The following is a 22,020-nucleotide window of genomic DNA, read 5'->3' as shown; positions in this document are numbered from 1 at the left end:
ACCATATAAATAGTTCATTATTAAAGTTTATACCTACTGATGTAACCTAAAAAAGCACAAACTCCGACATATTATCGGAATTTGTGCTGACCTTTAATGTAGTGAATTACTTAACAGTCAATAATTGTTCATAGATGCCCGCTTCTTTAGCAGCATCAATTAATGTTGTGCCAATTTCAGAAGGAGTATCTGCAGTCTTCACGCCACAACTATTAAGCGTTTTAATTTTTTCTTCTGCAGTACCTTTACCACCTGAGATAATTGCGCCAGCATGGCCCATACGCTTACCTGGAGGTGCAGTTTGTCCACCAACGAAACCTACAACCGGTTTAGTCATATTAGCTTTAATCCATTCGGCTGCTTCTTCTTCTGCAGTACCGCCGATTTCACCAATCATGACAACAGCTTTAGTTTCATCATCTTCGTTAAATGCTTTTAATACATCTATAAAGTTTGTGCCGTTCACTGGGTCGCCACCAATACCTACAGCAGTAGTTTGTCCTATACCTTCTTCAGTTAATTGGTGCACGGCTTCATAAGTTAAAGTACCGGAACGTGATACAACACCTACATGGCCTTTTTTATGAATATATCCTGGCATGATACCAATTTTACATTCATCAGCGGTAATCACACCTGGGCAGTTTGGTCCAACAACACGTGTTTTCTTACCTTCTGAGTAACGTTTCACTTTAATCATATCAATTACAGGAATATGCTCAGTAATACAGATTGCTAAATCTAACTCAGCTTCAATACATTCTAAAATTGCATCTGCAGCAAATGGTGCAGGTACATAAATGACTGACACTGTAGCACCTGTTTCTTCTTGTGCTTCTTCAACTGTATTGAATACCGGTACGCCTTCAACAACTTGTCCACCTTTACCTGGTGTTACACCAGCAACAATTTGTGTGCCATATTCAAGCATTTGTTTTGTATGGAAAAGGGCAGTTGCCCCTGTGATACCTTGTACAATTACTTTTGTATTTTTATCAATAAATACGCTCATCTTCGTGCTCCCATCCTTTCCTTATGCTTCTTTAACAAGTTTTACGATTTTTTGTGCACCTTCAGCCATTGTAGCTGCTGGTTCAATTGCTAATCCTGATTCTTCAAGGATTTCTTTACCTCTTTCAACATTTGTACCTTCTAAACGTACAACGAGTGGTAAAGTAAGTTCAACTTCTTTAACTGCAGCAACAATACCTTCAGCGATAATGTCACATTTCATAATGCCACCAAAGATATTTACAAAGATACCTTTTACATTTTCATCACCTAAGATAATTTTAAATGCTTCAGTAACTTTTTCTTTTGTTGCGCCGCCCCCTACGTCAAGGAAGTTTGCCGGATTTCCACCGAAGTGATTAATTGTATCCATAGTAGCCATTGCTAAACCTGCACCGTTAACCATACAACCAATGTCGCCATCTAATGCGATATAAGATAAATCATACTTAGAAGCTTCGATTTCTTTTGGATCTTCTTCTTCTAAATCGCGTAATTCTTGTATGTCTTTATGTTTAAATAACGCATTGTCATCAAAGTTAACTTTTGCATCTAATGCTAAAACTTCACCTTCACCTGTTGTTACTAGTGGGTTGATTTCAACGATTGAACAATCTTTTTCGATGAATACATTATATAATGATACTAAAAATTTAGCCGCTTTATTAATAGATTCTTTAGGAATATTAATGTTAAAAGCAATTCTTCTAGCTTGATATGGTGCTAATCCTACAACAGGATCAATTGTTTCTTTGAAGATTTTTTCAGGTGTTTCAGCAGCAACTTCTTCAATTTCAGTACCGCCCTCTTCTGAAGCCATCAAAGTAACTCTATCTGTCGCACGATCGATTACAAAACCAACATAATATTCTTTTTGAATATCGCAGCCCTCTTCTATGTAAAGGCGTTTAATTTCTTTACCTTCTGGACCAGTTTGATGTGTAACAAGTGTTTTACCTAATAATTCTTTAGCATAAGTTTCCACTTCAGAAAGTGATTTAGCGATTTTAACACCGCCAGCTTTACCTCTGCCCCCTGCGTGAATCTGTGCTTTAACCACATAAACTTTTGAATTTAATTCTTTTGCTTTATCAACTGCTTCTTCAGCAGTATATGCTACGCGCCCTTCTGGGACAGCAACGCCCATAGAACGAAATATTGCTTTACCTTGATACTCGTGGATATTCATTCTCCATCCTCCTGTTTCTTAGGTTAAGTTCATATTCAATTATAAGAAATGAAAGCGCTATTGTAAACTCATTTAACCTACTTAATTCAATTATTTTATTTTAACTATTAATTTGTAAGAGATTTAATTGGTTCAAATGTTTTTCGATGTTCATTTAAAATGCCATACTTTTTAATACCATCTAGATGTTGTTGCGTCCCATAGCCAGCATTATTTTCAAAACCATACCCGGGATATTTTTCACCTAATTCACGCATGTATTTATCTCTATGTTCTTTAGCTAATATACTAGCAGCAGCTATAGAAACACTTTTGGCGTCGCCTTTAATCAATGACGTTTGTGGGATATCTATGTCTAACGTCATTGCATCTACAAGCAGATGTGTCGGTGCAATCGATAATCCTTCAATCGCTCTTAGCATAGCTAATTTTGTCGCTTCGTAAATATTAAAGCGATCTATTTCTTCTACCGAAGCATACCCATAAGCATACGCATGTACATCATTAAGTAATTGACCTTCAATTATATTTCGATGTTTCGCCGATAGTTTTTTAGAATCATTTAATCCGATAAAATGATGATTTTTATTTAAAATAACCGCACATGTGACGACTGGGCCAGCAAGCGGGCCACGACCTACTTCATCTATACCACAAATAAGTGCCTCTTGATTTTTTTCTAAAATAGCTTTTTCAAATTCAGTCATTTTTTCATAGTTCGCTATTAATGCTTGCTCTTTCTCTAATTGTTTACGTCTCTGTATAATTGCATTTTGGACACCTTTACGCTCATCCTCATTGAAGTCACTATGTTCTAGTTCATGAATCGAATGGATATCTTGTAACAGACTTTTCACTTCTTGAATTGTTATGTTCATACTAAATCACACGTCCATTTCAGAAATAACATCAAATGTATACGTGCCAATTTTAGCATTTCTAACTTCATGTATGAGCAAATCGATAACCGCTTCATAATCAATTTCGTTACCACGACGTAGCAATCCACGTCTACGCCCTATTGCATCAAACCATGTTATATTGTCTGCATCTTTAGACACATCTATTTTATAATGTTGTATTAATCCTTCATAATCATACGATTTCATAAAATCTAATGCATAAATTGCTACTTCATCTAAGTGAACGATACTATCTTTAATCGCACCTGTAACACTTAATTTCTTACCTACTAACTGGTCCTCAAATTTCGGCCATAATATACCTGGCGTATCTAATAGTTGTAATGAATTCCCTACCTTAATCCACTGCTGTTGCTTGGTTACACCTGGGGTATTACCTGTTTTAGCAATTGACTTATTTGCAAGTTTATTAATTAGTGTAGATTTACCTACATTGGGTATGCCCACTATCATCGCTCTGATTGCACGTGGTTTTAACCCTTTTTGCTTTTCTTTCTCGAATTTTTCTCTTGTTGCCTTGATTGCAGTTTGTTCAACTTGCTTTAGTCCTTTTCCGTGTTTCGCATCAATTGCTACCGGATAATATCCTTGTTCTTTAAAAAAGGATTCCCATTTTTCCAGTTCTTTTAGGTTCGCCATATCTTTTTTATTTAATATAACTACTCTTGGTTTTTGTTGTATTACTTCATCAATCATCGGATTTCTAGAACTATAAGGTATACGCGCATCTACAAGTTCGAATACGACATCTACTTTTTTTAATTGTTCTGTTACTTCTCTTTTTGCTTTGGCCATATGACCTGGATACCATTGAATTACCATATATATCACCCTTCTACTTCTTATTACTTTAAGCATTGTTTATCATTTTATTCCTATACTTCGTTTAGTTGACTTAAGCATCATAACACGCTGCTGTGCATGATATAAACAAATTTACAATCTAATGGCTCATTATCATTAATTTTACAACAAAATTTAACTTCAGATGCATATGATTTCTATTTTCATTGCCAATTACATTAATGCATTGATAATAACTTGAATTTTGAGACATTCTTTGTGAAAATTAAAAAAATAACACTTTAACTTTACTCACTTTAAATAATAGTTATATTTATCTAAATAACTAAAATATAGATATAATAGAATTATATTAAATACCTTAATAGGAGATTGCCTATGAAACAAAAATTATTATATCTTTGTTTGTTTGTAATATTGGCAGTCATTGGCCACAGTTACATTATATATAGATTTATTCATGATGGCATTTTATTCACAGGTCCTAATGATGGTATGGAACAAATGGTGCCAATTCAAATGTATTTATTTGATAACTGGCGTAACGGCAATTTCTTTTATGCTACAGATTTTGGACTTGGTGGAGATTTTTTTACTGATTTAAGTTATTATTTCTCCACCAATATTATTTTTATTATTAATGTGCTTGTAATTGTTTTATTTAAAGTTTTTATATCATTTGATACCACTGATATGATGTTTTGGATGACCAATGCGCTCGTTGTTTCGATTGTTAAATCAGCTGTTGCAATGCTTGCTACTTATCTATATGTTCAATACATTTCCTTAAATAAGAAAATTGCACTATTGGCAGCGTTTATTTTCGTAATTTCACCAATCTATTTTAGATTCACAGTATATTGGCCATTCTTTAGTGATGTCTTTATTTGGTTACCCTTATTATTATGGTCAATTGAGCGATATTTAAAAGATAAAAAGACAGGCTTATTTATCATAATTGTAGCAATTTCGTTAATAAATAATTTTTATTTTGCTTATTATCAATTATTAACCGGAGTCGTTTACCTTAGTGTCAGATTGATATTCCGACATCATAACGACATAGTCTCTAGGCTTAAAGCTTTCACTACTTTGTGTATCGTTTCTCTTATCGGATTGGGGTGTAGCCTTGCATTCTTTTTCCCTGCAATTCAAAGTTTCTTTAATAATAGACGTATCCCTTTTGAAGGCAACGTTGACTTATTTGAGAAATTTAACCAAAACACAAATATCTTTTATGATAATTATCTAATCGTTCTTTTGTTTATCACAGGACAGGCTTTATTTTCATTCAAGTTATATAAACATTATTACTTCAAGTTATTTGCGATTTTCACCACTATTTTAATATGTGCTAGTTTCTTTCCGTTTATTGACCAATTATTCAATGGTTTTTCAGCACCTCAAAAACGCTGGCATTATTTAATCGCATTTAGCTCGGCAATTTTAATTGGTTTATATGTAAAATATTTTAGAACTGTATCAATTCCAAATTATATTTTTTCGTCAATTATATCGTTAGGTTTTATCGGTGTAAGCGCGTGGTATTATGATGATGTCGTTGCATGGGTATGGTTTGCACCAGTTGTTAGTTTAATTGGTTTTTTGATTTTATTAATCAACGATGCCAACGTCAAAGTTAAATTATCCAATTTATTTATTTTTTCAATTATGACCTTAGGTATGTTAGTTTCCATTGTTTTTATACGTAATCAAATTTATTTTGAAGATCATGTTAAACGTGCCAATACGCATTATGTTAATGCAAGTCTTTTCAACACCCCTTTACAACAACAATTAGTTGATACTATGAATGGATATAAACAGGGAGATGAACGTATAGATTGGCGGGTCAATGAACAAGATAATACACCGATGTATCAACAATTTAAAGGTTTGAGTATTTATTCTAGTATATTTGATCATCATATTTTAGATTTCTACTATGATGAATTGAAAATTAACATGCAGGAAGAATCTGTAAGTAGATACCAGTCAACAAATGGGCGTCAAAATATAAACAGTTTGTTTTCTGTTAAATATCTTATGCTCAAAAACTATCAACATAACATCCCAGCATATTTCAAAAACATCAAAAGTGTTGGTCAGTATCAAATATATGAAAATACATTAAATTTACCATCGGTACGCGTTTCTAATAAACTATATAATGCACGAGATTTACATGAACCGATTGATAAGGAACATGCAATGATGGATGGCATCATTTTAAATGGTGCAGGTACACCTTATGCAGATAAGGCACCAAATTTATTAAATCAAGCTCAAATTACTTACCATCATATTGATAGAAAAAAACATAAGGCTATACATGTTTCTAACAATGATAATCGCGTGCAAATTCACATACCCCAAAATTTAAGAAATCATTATAGTGATTTTTATTTAACTGTTAAAGTTAAACGTGGCTTACCAGACAGTAATTTTTCGGTAAAAATAAATGATTATTCAAACAATCGTTTATTTAACAACTCAACTTATCGAACAGGAATAGATACACAATTATATAGAACACAACCCGATGAACATGGTAATATAAATATTGAGTTGAATCCCACAGGTAATTATTATTTAGATATTAAGCGTCTCCACGGTGAAAACTACGATCATTTAAAAGCAGCATCTAAACAAAAAAATAATAAAAGTCATTATACCGATATTAAAAACGGTGTAAAAGTCAAGTTAGGTCCACATGAAAAAGGGATTGCTTCAATTAACATTCCGTATCGTGAAGGAATGATTGCTTATGTTGATAACAAAAAAGTCAATCCATTAAAAGTGAATTATATGATGACGGGTGTGCCAGTTTCACAAGACAGTAAGGAAATCATTATCAAATATCGTCCGAAATATTGGTATACCGTGTCCACTATTTCTATTATTTTTATAGTAGGATCAATTACATGGTTTATTCGCAAGAAATATAAGAATAAATAAATAATTTAAAAGGAGTTTGTCGTAGATGAGGTATAACCATGTTTCGTAAACTTTGGTCTCACAAAATTTCAAGATTATTTTGTATTATCGTAATGGGTATTTTAGTAGCACTTTTAACATTTACACCTTACATCTATCGATATTTGACACAGGGCATTGTCTTTAGTGGCTCTGGCGATGGTTATAGGCAAATGATGCCCTTTCAAATGTATCTTTATGAGCATTTTAGCCATTTTAAAAGCTTTTATGATCATTCATTTGGGCTTGGTGGAGATTATGTAAAAGATTTAGCCTATTATTATTCTACCTCACCTTTTACATGGCTTAACTTCGTTTTTGTTTGGTTATCAGAGGTTTTATTTAATAGCAATCCTAGCCAAATTAGTTATTGGGCAAGTAATCAACTTATCGTCGCCTTTGTGAAAGGTATTGTCACTTTTGTAATTTCATTTTATTTTTTTAGCTATTTAAAATTTAAAAATTACGCCGTGTTACTTGCGGCAATGCTCTATGCATCCTCAAGTACTGTAATTTATTTCAATTTCACGTGGTCTTATTATGGAAATTTACTTATTTTTCTTCCTTTATCATTATTAGGGGTTGAACGTTTTTATAAAGAAAAGAAAATAGGACTCTTTATCTTTGTCATTGCATTAACGTTATTTTCAAATTTTTATTTCAGTTATTATGAAGCCATTATAATTTTTGCGTACATTATGTATAGATATATCTTTCCACATCCAAAAGATATTGTTTCTCGCAAACAGCAACTTTTATTGCTATTCATAGCAGTCTTTTTAAGCACATTGTGTGGCATTTGGGGGTTTTATACGGGCGTCACTTCGTTTTTAAATAATGATAGAGTCAGCAATCCACATTTTAAAATTCAATTATTTACAGATTTTGCACGTCAAAAGCACTTTTTCTCAAATGGCTTTTATATTACCGTTTCAATTATTACTATAGTCGCATTATTATCATTCAAACTATATAAACATTATTATTATAGATTATTTGCAATAGCTACTTGGATGATGTTAATTGGTGCTTTAACTCCATATTTCGATAGTATGTTTAATGGGTTTTCTACGCCAGAGCGAAGATGGGTATACATATTTGCATTTATGTCTTCTGGTCTCATGGCATTATTTATTCAACATTTATCTGAAATAACGCTAAAGTCGTATATAATCACATGTATTCCCGTAGTAATTATTATGGCAATCATGAATATCATTGTTACAGAACAAAAAATGTCATGGATGCTTATTTGCTTCATTCTCATGTTATTTATTGCTTTATTATTACTAAAAAAGCCTCTATTAAGGAATCATTGGTTTATTAGTGGAGTCATCGGTTTATTTGTAGTACAACAAGCCTTCATATTAACGAATGACTATCATAACAATGTGAAAAACTATGAATCAACTAAACAAGCGATGCAAGCTTCCGATTATAAAAGTTCAGCCTTGGCTGAGAAAATAGATTCAATTAATGAGCAACAGAAGGATTCGTTAAACCGTATTGATTATATGTCGCAATATGGATTAAATTCACCAATGATTTACCACTTTAATGGCATTGCCTTATATTCAAGTATTTTTGATGGTGATATATTAAAATATTATGATAAAACATTACAAATTAATATGCATACCGACAAAAACAGCACGTATCGCCTATTATCTAATCGTGCCAATCTAATGGCATTGTGGGACGTTAATGATCGTATTCGTCGCCCTGATGACTTAAACATGCCATATGGATTTACTCAAAAAGATACTGTTCATCATTCTAAACAAGAAAGCTTTATACATTCTGTGAATCATATCAATTATCCTAGTGCGCATATCACAGATAATGTTTATAGCCCAAAAGACTTAAAATCACCACTAGATAAAGAACAAGCGATGCTCCAAGGCGTGGTATTCGATGATCATACGTCAGCTAATAAGCGTTTTGCTCCTAATAATAACTTAATCGATCATGCTTCCGCATCATTGAATAATGCTCATAGAATACGTAATCACCAACTTGTTGTTGAAAAAGATAACGGTGGTTTACGTTATCAATTACCTAAGTCTATTACTAATAAGTATAAAGATCTGTATGTAGAAATGGATATCGAATTACTTTCTCCTGACAAGGAACATAATGTTGGCATTAATGAGTATAACCAACACCGTAACGCATTATCGTATAAATACAGACGCTTCGTAACACCCATTACAATGAGAGTTAAAGCAAGCGAAATCCTAAATCTTAAATTATCCAAAGGGAAATACCGAGTAAGTGTAAAAGGCATATATGGGGAAGATTATCATACATTACGTAGCGCGTCCCACTCATTAGACGCTGTCCATGTCACACAGCAACGTAATGGCTATACGATTAAAAAGCATAAAAATGATTCTGGCTATTTAGTACTGCCTATGGCTTATCGTGATGGCATGAAGGCTTATGAAGGAAACAATGAGCTAACTGTTAAGCAAGGTAATGGTATTATGACAGTTATACCTGTTAAAAAAGGACAAGAGACAATTAAATTAACATACACTCCTCCTTACCATAAAACCTTAATTATTTTGACCATACTTGGTATAATAAGCAGTCTGATTTTTGCAAAACGAATTTCACAAACTTCAAAGGATCATATTTAATCTTTTGTGATTAACGTATATCTTATAAATGATTAAAGCCCAAGACTATATTATAAAGTAGTCTTGGGCTTTATATTTTTAAGTAAAGAAAAAAGCGATACTCATAATGAGAATCGCTTTTAATATGCTGATTAACGAATTTCTTTAATTCTAGCAGCTTTACCACGTAATTCACGTAGGTAGTATAACTTAGCACGACGAACTTTACCGCGACGTTTAACTTCAATTGTTTCGATTTTTGGAGTGTGTAATGGGAAAGTACGTTCCACGCCTACACCTGAAGAAATCTTACGTACAGTGAAAGTTTCTGAAATACCTCCACCACGGCGTTTGATTACTACACCTTCGAATACTTGGATACGTTCGCGAGTACCTTCAATAATACGTACGTGAACTTTTAAAGTGTCACCTGGACGGAATGAAGGTATATCTGTGCGTAATTGCGATTGAGTTACTGCTTCGATTAACTTGTGATTACTCATTATATTTTCTCTCCTTCAACCTATGTTCTTGCCTCGACAAAATATAGCAGCGGATCATAGTGATTTTTCGTGTGTGTCGCACACTTAAAATATGTTAGCACACTGTTAGTCTTTTTTCAATTGCTTTTTGTATCTTTCTAGAATCTCTTTTTCTTCAACTGACAATGCGTATTGCTCTAGAAGGTCTGGACGTTTATCAAATGTACGTTGAATTTTTTGTTCATGACGCCATTTATCAATATGAGCGTGATTACCTGAAAGTAATACATCTGGTACTCCCATCCCTTTATATTCACGCGGTCTTGTGTATTGAGGAAACTCTAATAATCCATCTTGAAATGAATCATCTTCATGAGACTGTTGATTACCTAATACACCTGGCAATAGTCTCACTATTGCATCAGTCATCACCATCGCTGGTAGTTCTCCACCAGTTAATACGTAGTCACCCATAGAAATTTCATCAGTGACAAGCTGTTCACGAATTCTTTCATCGTAGCCTTCATAATGTCCGCATATAAATACTATATGCTCAGCTTGGCTAAGCTCATTTGCAATTGCCTGAGTAAACGGTCTACCTTGGGGACACATCAAAATAACACGTGAATCTTCCGTTTTTTCAATACTATCCATTGCATTAAAGATGGGCTCAGGTTTCAATACCATACCTTGTCCACCACCAAAAGGATAATCATCTACTTGGTTATGTTTGTTTTCTGCAAAATGTCTAAAATCAACTGTATTGACAGTTAACATATGCTTTTCTTGTGCACGTTTTAATATAGATTGATTTAAAACACCGTTAAACATCTCTGGAAACAACGTTAGATAATCAATCCTCATTACTCTAACAATCCTTCCATAGGAGTAATTACTATACGTCTACCCTCGACATCAATATCTTTCACCACATCAGCAATATATGGAATTAAGTATTCTTTGTCTCCTTTAACAACCCACACATCATTTGCACCTGTTTCAAAAATTTCTGTTACTCTCCCAATAGGTGTTTCTTTATCGTCAAATACCGTACAACCAATGATATCCGAATAATAGAATTCATGCTCACCGAGTTCGATTTCTTCATGATCTCGATCCTGCATAATCGTTTCACCTTTTAAATACTCAATATCATTAATATTATGAATGCCTTCAAAGGTCAACATATGGAGCCCTTTATGCATGCGATAAGAAGCAATGATGAATTCTAATGATTCTGTGTTTTTACGTTCAATAATAACCTTTTCACCTGGTTGAAAACGTGTTTCTGTAAAATCAGAATTGGATTTTACTTTTATTTCACCTTTAATACCATGTGTATTAACAATTTTGCCTATTTCCACTTTCATATATGTTCCTCCACTATACTTTGACTATTAAAATTACTATGTATGTGTAGCATTTATCTCATTATTATAACATGTGTCATAAAACACTGTTACTGAAATACAAATCACTTCATTTTATTAATTTAACAAATTGTTATTATAAAAAAAAGAGCACCATCCAAGGTACTCTTACAAATGCTATATTTGTTTGTTAGGTTAAAACCTATTTTTGATCATCAAATTTCTTCAAGATACCTTCTCTTGATAAGATATTGTGAACTGTATCAGTTGGTTTCGCACCATTTTTTAACCATTTAAGTGCTAATTCTTCGTCGATTTTAACTTCTGGTGCATTAACATTGTTTGGGTTGTAAGTACCGATTTGCTCGATATTACGACCGTCACGTGGTGCACGTGCATCAGCTGCTACGATACGATAGAATGGATTTCTTTTTGAACCTAAACGTGTTAAACGTAATTTAACTGCCATTTATATTCGCTCCTTTTAATTTCATAGTTTTTATTTTCTACAAGAAATAATAATAACAGTAATTCGATAGTTTGTAAAGAGTTTCTTCTTTACCAATTAGCATATTAATCAAATTTCTTTTTAAAGTCTACATTATAATCATTTCTATATTTAAATTATCCTAATCTTGACTTTATTCTCAAAAAAATATACATTGAAAACAAATAATAAATACACTAGGGGTGTTTTTAACTGAGATGAGTTTAACTCAAACCCTTTGAACCTGAACTAGTTTAAACTAGCGGAGGAAAGTGTGAATACTATCATATCTCAAAAGCCATTTAATATACTTTTATACACATATTGATATTTCTAGTACACAACTTTCTCTTACGTGGGTTGTGTATTTTTTTATTGAAAATAAAGGAGTGTATATGATGACAAAAACAGTAATAGTGAGTGGCAGCAGTCGCGGTTTAGGTGCAACTATAGTAAAAACATTGGCGCAACAAGGCAATAATGTGGTCATAAACTATCATAATAGTGCGCATGCTGCACAAAAACTGGTTGATGAAATTGGCACACAACAAGCGATTGCTATAAAGGCGGATGTGACAAAAAGAAACGAAATTGACACGTTAGTTCAAGAAGCAACTGAATATTTTGGTCAAATAGATGTTGTAATTAATAATGCACTGGTCGGATTTAAGTTTGATCCAATACAGCAAAAATCATTTGCGGACCTTTCCTGGGAAGATTATCAGCAACAAATCGAAGGTACATTAAAGGCCGCATTCAATTTATCTCAAAGTGTTATACCTCAATTCATCCAACGACAAAAAGGGGAAATTATCTCAATCGGGACGAATTTATTTCAAAATCCTGTAGTTCCTTATCATGAATATACTACTGCTAAAGCTGGTTTGATTGGATTTTCGCGTAATTTAGCTGCTGAATTAGGTCAATATGGTATCACATCAAATGTAGTATCTGGGGGTTTATTAAAAACAACCGATGCAAGTGCAGCCACAACACCTGAAGTCTTTGATTTAATTGCTCAATCTACACCTATTAAACAAGTGACAACTCCACAAGACGTCGCAAATATGGTAGCTTATCTCGTCTCTGATCAATCAAATGGAATTACAGGTCAAAATTTTACAATCGATGGTGGCTTAACTATGAATTAAAAAGGAGGACTGAACTAATCTATGATGACACAATCACAACATTTAAACATCGGTGTACTCATCTATGGATGCGGCCATCATCAAGCTGCATGGCGTATGCCGCATTCAAGTGTAGAACGTATTGGTGATATTACCTATTATCAATCATTGGCAAAAATTGCAGAACAAGGCTTATTTGATGCTATATTTTTTGCAGACAATCAATCATTTCCAGCTAATTCTAAAAGTGAAATGCCTGCATTTTGGTTTGATCCACTCATTAATTTAGCAGCGATATCACAAGTAACGCAACATGTCGGATTAGTTGCAACAATATCTAGCACATTTTCTAATCCTTTTACTGCTGCTAGGCAAATACTAAGTATTGATCATATAAGCCAAGGACGTGCTGGTTGGAACTTGGTAACTTCCATGACAGATTTGGAAGCTGCAAACCATAGTATGGATCATTTACCTGAGCACGAAATACGTTATAAAAAAGCAGATGAATTTGCTCAAGTTATGAATCGTTTACTTGAATCTTGGAGTATAGAGGACTTTTTGCATAATAAAGAAAATAATATTTTAATTAATGAGTCAGCAATCAACGCTATCAATCACAATGGTGCACATTTCAATGTCAAAGGACCATTAACAACTCCAAGCAGTCCTCAAGGTAAACCAATTGCCATGCAGGCTGGTGCATCAGATCCTGGTATTGCATTAGCAACAAAATATGCAGATGCAGTTTACGCTGTTGCTTGGAATCTAAATCAAGCTAGTGCCTTTAGAAACAAATTAAATAATAAATTAAAACAAGAAGGTAAGAACGAAAATAGTTTGAAGGTATTCCCAGGCTTAGTTACATATGTCGGGCAAACATATGAAGAAGCTTATGCAAAAAAACAACAACTCGATGAAGCTTTAGAAATTGATACTGCTCTAAATCAATTAGAATTTTTTATTGGACAAGATTGCCATTATTGGAATTTGGACGAAGCTGTACCCCCATTACCACCAGTAGAATCATTTAACGGGCCTAAAGGACGTTATCAAACTGTTCTAGAAATTATTAAAGATAAAGACCCCACTTTAAGAGAATTGTTAGGTTATTTAAGTGCTGGAGGTGGGCATTTAACACTTATTGGTACACCAAAGGATATTGTTGACGAAATGGAGCGCTGGTTTAATGAGGGCGTTGCTGATGGTTTTAATTTAATGCCTCCAGAATTTCCAGATAGCTTACAAGATTTTGTCGATGATATAATTCCAGAATTACAAAATCGTGGATTATATCGTACTGAATATGAAGGTAATACATTTAGAGAAAACATTAACATTCCTTAATTATTAACTGTCTCTAAATAATACTGAAAATAAATCGTTTTATTATCAAAAAAAGTAGTAATCCACATCACAGTCGTGGATTACTACTTTTAATAATTATTAGATTATTCGATTTGAGCAATGGTCTTAAAAAGGTAAATTCATGCCGTTCATCATATTTTCCATTTGTTTACGTTTACCTTTTTTACCTTTGCCGCCACCAGAAAATTGTTTCATCATTTTCTTCATATCATTAAATTGCTTCATTAATCTATTAACTTCTTGCACTGAACGGCCAGATCCTTTAGCGATACGTTTTTTGCGAGATACATTTAAAGTATCTGGATTATTACGTTCACTTGGTGTCATTGATTGGATAATCGCCTTAATATGATCAATTTGTTTTTCATTCATATTAAGTTTATCGATACCTTTCATCTTGTTCATGCCAGGAATCATTTTCATAATATCATCTAATGGACCTAGGTTTTTAACTTGATCAAGCTGCTCTAGAAAGTCTTCTAAAGTAAATGAAGATGTACGCATTTTTTTCTCTAAATCTTTTGCTTTATCTTCATCAACATCTTGCTGTGCTTTTTCAATTAAGCTTAAAACATCACCCATACCAAGAATACGAGAAGCCATACGTTCAGGATGGAACGGCTCTAAACCATCTAATTTCTCACTCATCCCTACAAATTTAATGGGTTTTTGAGTTACAGATCTTATTGATAGTGCCGCACCACCACGTGTATCACCATCAAGTTTTGTAAGTGTTACCCCTGATACTTCTAATTGTTCATCAAATGATTCTGCAACATTAACTGCATCTTGACCGGTCATTGCATCTACTACAAGCATGATTTCATCTGGTTTTGTAATTTCTTTAACATCACTTAATTCTTGCATCAATGCTTCGTCTACGTGTAAACGACCTGCAGTATCAATAATAACAAAATCTAAATGTTCTTCTTTAGCATGTTTAATTGCATTTTCCACTATTTGTTGTGGTTTGACTTGGTCACCTTCGCTGTAAACTGGTATATCAATTTGTTTACCAACTGTTTGCAATTGATCAATTGCAGCTGGACGATAAATATCGGCAGCAACAAGCATTGGTTTTTTGTTATACTTTTTACGCATTAATAAAGCCAGTTTACCAGCAGTAGTTGTTTTACCGGCACCTTGTAAACCAACCATCATGACTACAGTTGGTGGTTTGTTGGCCATAGTGATTGTAGCATTTTCTCCACCCATTAATTGGGTAAGTTCTTCTTGAACAATCTTAATAACTTGTTGTCCAGGTGTTAATGATTTCATTACATCTGAACCCAAAGCTCTATCTGATACAGTTTTGACAAAATCCTTAACTACCTTAAAGTTAACATCGGCTTCCAATAATGCGAGTCTTACTTCACGCATCATTAACTTAATGTCTGCTTCTGTCACTTTACCTTTACCTCGGATTTTTTGCATCGTTCCTTGTAAACGATCGGATAATCCTTCAAATGCCATATCAAATACCCTCCTTTATGTTCTATATTAATCTAAATCTTCAAGTTCTCGAAGAATTTGTGTTATTTGTTCTGGATTACTTATATGCTGTTTTATTCGTTCATATAATTTCTGTCTTTGTTCAAAATTTCGGTATAGTCCTAATTTTTCTTCATAATCTTCCACTAAATCGCCAGTTCTTCTTATGTTATCATACACTGCTTGGCGACTCACATCAAATGTATCAGCTATCTCACTCAATGAATAGTCCTGTAAATAAAATAATTCTAAATAATTTCTCTGCTTTTTGGTAAGTAAAGCCTGATAAAAATCAAATAAATAGTTCATTCGAATGGTTTTAATTAAATCATTTTGACTCATCTGAATGACCTTCGATTTCATTTGATTGTTCTTTAATTTCATCAGTTTCTTCTAAATTTTGTTCTATCATATCAGCAAACAAACCATATACATAACTTTCAGGATTGAATGGTTGTAAGTCGTCTAATTTTTCACCTAAACCTACATATTTAACAGGTATATGCAACTCGTTACGAATCGCTAAGACAATACCGCCCTTGGCAGTGCCATCTAATTTAGTTAAGACAATACCAGTCACATTTGTAACTTCTTTAAACGATTTAGCCTGTGACAATGCGTTTTGACCAGTAGTTGCATCTAGACATAATAATACTTCATGAGGGGCTTCAGGTACAGAACGGCTAATGACACGTTTTACTTTTTCTAACTCATTCATGAGATTCGATTTATTTTGCAATCGTCCTGCTGTGTCACAAATCAATATATCTACGTCTTTGCTCTTCGCAGCATTAATTGCATCATACATCACCGCGGCTGGGTCTGAACCCTCACTTTGACTCATAACATCGACACCAACGCGTTCTCCCCATACTTTTAATTGTTGGATTGCGCCAGCTCTAAACGTGTCACCTGCGGCAAGCATCACCTTTTTACCTTCGGCTTGGTAACGATGCGCTAATTTACCGATTGTTGTTGTTTTACCAACACCATTTACACCAACCATTAAAATAACATTTAAGCCTTCATTTTCTATATTCATTGCTTCTGAATGTTCATCATCTTGATGATAAATTTCTACAATTTTTTCTACGATAACTTCACGTAAATTTTCTGTTTCTGATATATTACGCTTTTGTGCTTCTTCTCGTAATTCTTCAACTAATTGCATTACTGTATTAAATCCAACATCAGCTGTGATCAACATTTCTTCTAATGCTTCAAAGAATTCTTCGTCAACTTTACGATAACGCGCAATTAAATTGTTTAATTGTTCTTGGAAATTTTCACGTGACTTTTCTAGACCCGCTCTAAATTTCGCACCTAATTGTTGAGCCTCAATTTCTTCAAAATCTTCGATTGAAATTAAACCATCATCATCGAAATCTGCCTCTTTTAATTTCTTAGGTTTTTTCTTGGGTTCGTCTTCGATTTGGTCAGCCTCTTGTTCTTCTAATTCACTTAACTGCTCTAAATCTTCTTGTTTATTTTCAGCTTCTGACGAAGAAGCAAACTTATCTTTTAATCGTTTGAAAAAGCTCATACTTGTTCCTCCTTAATGACTTCATCAATCGTATTTAAATTAACACTCACTAATTTAGATACGCCAGATTCTTGCATTGTCACACCATACAGTCTATCCGAAAATTCCATTGTTCCTTTACGATGCGTAATTACTATAAACTGTGTTTGATCTGATAATGCTTTTAAATATTGAGCATAACGTATCACATTAGCTTCATCTAATGCCGCTTCAACTTCATCTAAAATTACAAAAGGTGCTGAACGTACTTTAAGTATTGCAAATAATAATGCAATTGCACTTAATGCACGTTCTCCACCACTTAATAAAGATAAGTGTTGTAACTTCTTACCAGGTGGTTGCACTATAATATCTACGCCCGCAGATAGATAGTCATCATCTGTTAAGCGTAATTCCGCTTGCCCACCACCAAATAGAGATTTAAATACTTCAGTGAAGTGGCCCTGTACTGCGTGAAATGTTTCTTTAAAACGGTCTTTTACTTCTTGATCCATCTCTTCAATTAATTGTTCTAGTGTTGATTTAGCTGCTCTCAAATCCGCACGCTGTTCGTCTAAAAATGTATAACGCGTATGAATTTCATCAAATTGTTCAATGGCATTTAAATTAACGGGCCCTAATTCTTCTATAGACATTTTCGTTAATTTTACTTTTTTGCGTAATACATCAATATCTTCATCTAACTCATACAGTTCGCTTGCGCGTTCGTATGTTAAATGATAATCATCACTTAAATGATTCATAGCATAGTTGATTAACACATCTAAACGAGACTGTTCTGATTTAATATCTTGATAGCGATTTTCTATAGATAGAATATCTTGATTTGCCTCTTGAAGTCTTTGATCTGTCTCTTCGATTGTATCATTCAATTCGAGTCTACGCGATTTAACGTCCTCTATATCGACTGCAAGTTTTTCTTTAGTTGCCTTACTTTGTTCAATATTACTTTGAATCGTTTCAAATGCTTTTTCTCCTGTCACCTCATCTGAGTTAAACAGCTTGATTTGCTCATCTAATTTTTCTTGTTGTTCAGCCACAGTTGCCAATTGTTTAGTGATTTTTGAAAGTGATTGTTTTTGAGCATTTAATCGTTCTTTTACTACTGCTAAATCTGATTGCTTTTGATGCAATTGTTGTTGTATTTGCGTTGTACTTTCTTTTCCCTCTTTAGATAGTTTAGTGTAATGATTAATATCTTCTTCTAGTCTAAGTAATTGTGCTTTGATCTGTTCAAGCCTTTGTTTTTTATCCTGTAATGTTTGTTTACTCGTTTCGCTTTGATAACCATCGTTCTTTTCAAATTCAAATTCTTCATGTTCGTCTTTTATATGAGCTTCATTCTTTCTAAGTCGATCTAATTCTAGTTCGAAATCATGCAACGTTTGCTTTGCCACATTGTACTGTTGACTTGATTCAAAATAGCTTTCACTCAAATGATCTGATTCTTCTTTAATCGCTTGAAATTGCTTTTCAAATTCGATGGTTTGTTGTTGATAGTCTTCTAACTGTGCACGCATCTTGGCGAGCTCATCTTTTTGTGCTAAGATGCTTTTCGTTTTACGCTCACCGCCACCTGTCATAGATCCACCTGGATTGACGATATCACCATCTAACGTCACAATGCGTGTACGGTAACGAATTTTTCTGGCTAACTCATTTGCATTTTTTAATTCATCAACAATAATAGTATTTCCTAATAAATTTTGTACAACGTTTTGATAATCTGAATCAACCTGTATTGCTTGTGAAGCAATATTGATAAATCCTTGTGCTGCTTGTGCCGTATTTAATATTTCATTAGCTATATGTCTTGGCTGAATCACATTTAACGGTAGGAATGTAGCTCTACCCAGCCCATTTTGTTTGAGATACTGAATAGCTTGTCTACCATCTTTTTCTGAATCTACAATTACATGTTGTAATGAAGCACCTAAAGCAATTTCTATAGCTTTTGTTAAATCAGAAGGTACTTGAATGACTTCAGCTACTGCACCTCGGATACCTGTTAATTGATTATTCTTAGCTTTAAGGATATGTTTCACGCCATTAAAAAAATAACTATATTCTTCTTGTTGTGTTGCAGCGCTATCAATCCGTGATTTTAACTTTTCATTAAATCGATAAGCTTGATGTAATTTTTCTTCATATTCACTGCGTTGTTGTTTTAGTTGAGTTAATCTTCGTTCATATTCATTTAGTTGTTGTTCTGCTTGCTTTAATTCTCTTTGTGTTGTTGCACTTTGTTTCTCCACATCGGTAATATCTGATTGTATTTTTTTTAATTGATCAAATGCTTCAACTAATCTTGAATCTAGGCGTGATTGCTTAGTTTCATTTTCTTGTATTGTATGTTCTAAAAATCGAATGTCATTATTTACATCTGATTGTTCAGACATAAGTTGATAATATTCATCTTTAATTGCTTCGAGTTTTTCATCATGTTGCTCATCTGTGACATACAGTTGTGATTCAAAATGTTGTACTTTTTCATTCAAGTCTTTTTGTTGTGCTTTTAATCTATCAATTTCTACTTGAACTTCAGTTTTTTCTTTACTTAAATTTTCAGTTTGATTAAGTAAGCTATCTTGTTCTTCCTCAAAGCGTGCATTCGTCTCTGATTGATTTTTTTTCCGTTCTTCTAATACGTTTAATTGTCCTGTAAATTTTTCGACATCTTCAGTGGCTTTTACTAGTTGAACGTTTAATGACTCAATACGTTCATCTAGTTGTTGTCTCTCTGTTTTATATTTATTTAAGGAGTGCGTATGTTGTACTTTTTCTGCGTCTTTTGAAGCTTGCTGACTTTTTAAATGATTTAAATTATCGTCTAATTCGTTAATATTATCATTATATTGTTTAATATCATGTACTGTTACTAAGACATCACTTTTTTCCATTTCTTTAGATAAATGTTTATACTCTTTTGCAATCGCCGCTTCTTCGCGTAAAGGTTCTACACGTCCTTCTAAATCATAAAGTATATCTTCTACACGTGATAAATTATCCTCAGTCTGATCTAATTTTTGCACAGATGTAGCTTTTCTTTTTTTATATTTTAATACACCCGCAGATTCCTCTAAAATTTGTCTTCTATCAACAGGTTTTGCATTTAGTATTTCGTCCACACGTCCCTGTGATATGATGCTAAATGCTTCTTTACCTAATCCTGAATCTAAAAATAAATCAATAATATCCTTTAATCTTGTTCGCTCATTATTCAAATAATATTCACTCTCGCCACTTCTATATAAGCGACGCGTCACTGTTACTTCAGTAGCATCTACTTGTAACTTTCCTGAACTATTATCTAATTTCAATTTTACTTCAGCATAATTTTGTGCTTTTCTATGCTCGGCTCCTGAAAAAATAATGTCTTCCATTTTGGCACCGCGTAATGACTTAGCTGATTGCTCACCTAGTACCCATTTTATTGCATCTGTAATATTACTTTTACCACTACCATTAGGTCCAACAATTGCTGTTACACCCTCATCGAACTGAACATTTGTATGTTCAGCAAATGACTTAAAACCAAAGGCATCTATAGATTTTAAATAAACCATGCTATTCTCCTTTAAAGTGTTCCTTACTGCTTTACAGCATAGAAATGAAAGTAAAATTGCAAGCTATATTACTTTCAAAATGTTTTATTTCTTATATAATTTATTTCAACAAAATAGTGATTAACAACTAATTTAATATTAGTCATAATTATATTTATTATTAAAAAACACAACATCCTTATATGTCATTTTTTATATTAAAAATGTTCCTAACAATAGCACTTCATTTTAACAAATCACTATTATTAGCGTTTAACGCGTTATACAACTGTATTTTTCAGCATTTTATATGCACGTTCTGCAGCTTTTTGCTCAGATTCTTTTTTTGTTTTACCTTTGCCTTCCGCTACTGCCTGATTTTCCAAAATCACCTCGGACGTAAAAAGTCGATGATGTGCTGGGCCTTCCTCATTAATCAATCGATAAGTGACATCACCTTTGTTCTGCCGATGCACAAATTCTTGAAATTGGGTCTTAAAATCAACAACACCATCTAATTCATCATCTTCGACATACGGAAATATGATTTGTTCAGAAAAATGCCAGACTGCATCCAATCCTTGATCTAAATACAACGCACCTACAAATGCTTCAAACGCATCGGAAACAAGTGAAGGTCGTGTTCTACCGCCCGTTTTTTCTTCACCTTTGCCTAATAAAATTAAATCATTGAGTTGAATTTTTTTCGCAAATATTACAAGTGAAGGCTCACAAACAATTGTTGCACGCATTTTAGTCAAATTACCTTCAGGCAATTCTGGATATTTATCAAATAAATAACGTGAAACCGTCAATTCTAATACCGCGTCTCCTAAAAATTCTAATCGCTCATTATGGTCTAGTCGGTTCATATTAAAGTCGTTAATAAAGCTTGAATGAGAAAAGGCTTGTTGATATAAATCCACTTGGTTAAAACTCAAATTCAATTCTTGCATTTTTTGTGCAAACTTATTTTGGAATGTTTGTACCATTTCTTTCTTTTTTTGATTGGTCAATCTCGTTCCTCCTCAGAAATAGCGCTAGAATTCTGTATACCTTATATATTTTACGTGAAATCAC

At 33.3% G+C, this 22,020-nt stretch carries 17 protein-coding genes and 1 riboswitch; of the genes, 4 read left to right on the top strand and 13 right to left on the bottom strand.

Annotated features, from left to right (window positions below):
* Positions 1-106: 106 nt before the first annotated feature.
* The 4 genes from sucD to ylqF form a co-directional block, all read right to left on the bottom strand.
* Positions 107-1,012, bottom strand: coding sequence for a succinate--CoA ligase subunit alpha (gene sucD, locus BTJ66_RS02465; protein WP_099089405.1), 906 nt, complete (start codon positions 1,010-1,012; stop codon positions 107-109).
* A gap of 21 nt (positions 1,013-1,033) precedes the next feature.
* On the bottom strand, positions 1,034-2,200 hold the full coding sequence (sucC, locus tag BTJ66_RS02460; RefSeq protein ID WP_099089404.1) for an ADP-forming succinate--CoA ligase subunit beta: 1,167 nt from the start codon (positions 2,198-2,200) through the stop codon (positions 1,034-1,036).
* Positions 2,201-2,307: 107 nt separating this feature from the next.
* The gene (locus tag BTJ66_RS02455; RefSeq protein WP_099089403.1) at positions 2,308-3,078 is read right to left on the bottom strand and encodes a ribonuclease HII; all 771 of its coding nucleotides are present in this window, start codon (positions 3,076-3,078) and stop codon (positions 2,308-2,310) included.
* 6 nt (positions 3,079-3,084) lie between these two features.
* On the bottom strand, positions 3,085-3,945 hold the full coding sequence (gene ylqF, locus BTJ66_RS02450; protein WP_099089402.1) for a ribosome biogenesis GTPase YlqF: 861 nt from the start codon (positions 3,943-3,945) through the stop codon (positions 3,085-3,087).
* A gap of 360 nt (positions 3,946-4,305) precedes the next feature.
* Here ylqF and BTJ66_RS02445 point away from each other — a divergent pair, with 360 nt between their 5' ends.
* Both BTJ66_RS02445 and BTJ66_RS02440 read left to right on the top strand, forming a co-directional pair.
* Positions 4,306-6,885, top strand: coding sequence for a YfhO family protein (locus BTJ66_RS02445; protein ID WP_099089401.1), 2,580 nt, complete (start codon positions 4,306-4,308; stop codon positions 6,883-6,885).
* Between the two features lie 38 nt (positions 6,886-6,923).
* The gene (locus BTJ66_RS02440; protein WP_099089400.1) at positions 6,924-9,545 is read left to right on the top strand and encodes a YfhO family protein; all 2,622 of its coding nucleotides are present in this window, start codon (positions 6,924-6,926) and stop codon (positions 9,543-9,545) included.
* Between the two features lie 131 nt (positions 9,546-9,676).
* On the opposite strand, the gene rplS is transcribed toward BTJ66_RS02440, so the two are convergent.
* The 4 genes from rplS to rpsP form a co-directional block, all read right to left on the bottom strand.
* On the bottom strand, positions 9,677-10,027 hold the full coding sequence (gene rplS, locus BTJ66_RS02435) for a 50S ribosomal protein L19 (protein WP_099089399.1): 351 nt from the start codon (positions 10,025-10,027) through the stop codon (positions 9,677-9,679).
* Positions 10,028-10,132: 105 nt separating this feature from the next.
* Positions 10,133-10,870 (bottom strand): tRNA (guanosine(37)-N1)-methyltransferase TrmD, encoded by a 738-nt coding sequence (gene trmD, locus BTJ66_RS02430; RefSeq protein WP_099089398.1) that lies wholly within the window; start codon positions 10,868-10,870, stop codon positions 10,133-10,135.
* On the bottom strand, positions 10,870-11,376 hold the full coding sequence (gene rimM, locus BTJ66_RS02425) for a ribosome maturation factor RimM (protein ID WP_099089397.1): 507 nt from the start codon (positions 11,374-11,376) through the stop codon (positions 10,870-10,872). Before rimM ends, trmD begins: the two co-directional genes overlap by 1 nt.
* Before the next feature lie 202 nt (positions 11,377-11,578).
* Positions 11,579-11,845: a 30S ribosomal protein S16 gene (gene rpsP / locus BTJ66_RS02420; RefSeq protein WP_019468468.1), complete on the bottom strand. Its 267-nt coding sequence runs from the start codon at positions 11,843-11,845 to the stop codon at positions 11,579-11,581.
* Between the two features lie 207 nt (positions 11,846-12,052).
* A riboswitch (TPP riboswitch) is annotated at positions 12,053-12,151 on the top strand.
* A 110-nt stretch (positions 12,152-12,261) separates the two neighbouring features.
* On the opposite strand from rpsP, the gene BTJ66_RS02415 reads away from it, so the two are divergent.
* Both BTJ66_RS02415 and BTJ66_RS02410 read left to right on the top strand, forming a co-directional pair.
* Positions 12,262-13,014 carry a 3-oxoacyl-ACP reductase gene (locus BTJ66_RS02415; protein ID WP_099089396.1) on the top strand — a complete coding sequence of 251 codons (753 nt, stop codon included), beginning with the start codon at positions 12,262-12,264 and terminating at the stop codon, positions 13,012-13,014.
* Positions 13,015-13,038: 24 nt separating this feature from the next.
* On the top strand, positions 13,039-14,340 hold the full coding sequence (locus BTJ66_RS02410; protein ID WP_099089430.1) for an LLM class flavin-dependent oxidoreductase: 1,302 nt from the start codon (positions 13,039-13,041) through the stop codon (positions 14,338-14,340).
* 126 nt (positions 14,341-14,466) lie between these two features.
* On the opposite strand, the gene ffh is transcribed toward BTJ66_RS02410, so the two are convergent.
* The 5 genes from ffh to rnc form a co-directional block, all read right to left on the bottom strand.
* Positions 14,467-15,834, bottom strand: coding sequence for a signal recognition particle protein (ffh, locus tag BTJ66_RS02405; RefSeq protein WP_099089395.1), 1,368 nt, complete (start codon positions 15,832-15,834; stop codon positions 14,467-14,469).
* Between the two features lie 27 nt (positions 15,835-15,861).
* Positions 15,862-16,194 (bottom strand): putative DNA-binding protein, encoded by a 333-nt coding sequence (locus tag BTJ66_RS02400; RefSeq protein ID WP_099089394.1) that lies wholly within the window; start codon positions 16,192-16,194, stop codon positions 15,862-15,864.
* A complete protein-coding gene (ftsY, locus tag BTJ66_RS02395; protein WP_099089393.1) occupies positions 16,181-17,395 on the bottom strand; it encodes a signal recognition particle-docking protein FtsY in 1,215 nt (404 codons plus the stop codon). Before ftsY ends, BTJ66_RS02400 begins: the two co-directional genes overlap by 14 nt.
* A complete protein-coding gene (gene smc, locus BTJ66_RS02390; RefSeq protein ID WP_099089392.1) occupies positions 17,392-20,961 on the bottom strand; it encodes a chromosome segregation protein SMC in 3,570 nt (1,189 codons plus the stop codon). The genes ftsY and smc overlap by 4 nt, the downstream gene beginning before the upstream one ends.
* 260 nt (positions 20,962-21,221) lie before the next feature.
* Positions 21,222-21,956, bottom strand: a complete 735-nt coding sequence (gene rnc / locus BTJ66_RS02385) for a ribonuclease III (RefSeq protein ID WP_099089391.1) — start codon at positions 21,954-21,956, stop codon at positions 21,222-21,224.
* Positions 21,957-22,020 lie beyond the last annotated feature (64 nt).

The organism is Staphylococcus edaphicus, assembly GCF_002614725.1.
Taxonomy (GTDB): Bacteria; Bacillota; Bacilli; order Staphylococcales; family Staphylococcaceae; genus Staphylococcus; species Staphylococcus edaphicus.
This window is presented reverse-complemented; position numbering and strand designations above follow the sequence as displayed.

Bases quoted from the DNA above. Each gene is read 5' to 3' on its own strand.
- rplS (WP_099089399.1), bottom strand. From the start codon at position 10,027: ATGAGTAATCACAAGTTAATCGAAGCAGTAACTCAATCGCAATTACGC.
- BTJ66_RS02410 (WP_099089430.1), top strand. From the start codon at position 13,039: ATGACACAATCACAACATTTAAACATCGGTGTACTCATCTATGGATGC.
- BTJ66_RS02415 (WP_099089396.1), top strand. From the start codon at position 12,262: ATGACAAAAACAGTAATAGTGAGTGGCAGCAGTCGCGGTTTAGGTGCA.
- rimM (WP_099089397.1), bottom strand. From the start codon at position 11,376: ATGAAAGTGGAAATAGGCAAAATTGTTAATACACATGGTATTAAAGGT.
- sucD (WP_099089405.1), bottom strand. From the start codon at position 1,012: ATGAGCGTATTTATTGATAAAAATACAAAAGTAATTGTACAAGGTATC.
- BTJ66_RS02445 (WP_099089401.1), top strand. From the start codon at position 4,306: ATGAAACAAAAATTATTATATCTTTGTTTGTTTGTAATATTGGCAGTC.
- ftsY (WP_099089393.1), bottom strand. From the start codon at position 17,395: ATGAGCTTTTTCAAACGATTAAAAGATAAGTTTGCTTCTTCGTCAGAA.
- BTJ66_RS02440 (WP_099089400.1), top strand. From the start codon at position 6,924: ATGTTTCGTAAACTTTGGTCTCACAAAATTTCAAGATTATTTTGTATT.
- BTJ66_RS02455 (WP_099089403.1), bottom strand. From the start codon at position 3,078: ATGAACATAACAATTCAAGAAGTGAAAAGTCTGTTACAAGATATCCAT.
- rpsP (WP_019468468.1), bottom strand. From the start codon at position 11,845: ATGGCAGTTAAATTACGTTTAACACGTTTAGGTTCAAAAAGAAATCCA.
- ylqF (WP_099089402.1), bottom strand. From the start codon at position 3,945: ATGGTAATTCAATGGTATCCAGGTCATATGGCCAAAGCAAAAAGAGAA.
- trmD (WP_099089398.1), bottom strand. From the start codon at position 10,870: ATGAGGATTGATTATCTAACGTTGTTTCCAGAGATGTTTAACGGTGTT.
- BTJ66_RS02400 (WP_099089394.1), bottom strand. From the start codon at position 16,194: ATGAGTCAAAATGATTTAATTAAAACCATTCGAATGAACTATTTATTT.
- sucC (WP_099089404.1), bottom strand. From the start codon at position 2,200: ATGAATATCCACGAGTATCAAGGTAAAGCAATATTTCGTTCTATGGGC.
- smc (WP_099089392.1), bottom strand. From the start codon at position 20,961: ATGGTTTATTTAAAATCTATAGATGCCTTTGGTTTTAAGTCATTTGCT.
- ffh (WP_099089395.1), bottom strand. From the start codon at position 15,834: ATGGCATTTGAAGGATTATCCGATCGTTTACAAGGAACGATGCAAAAA.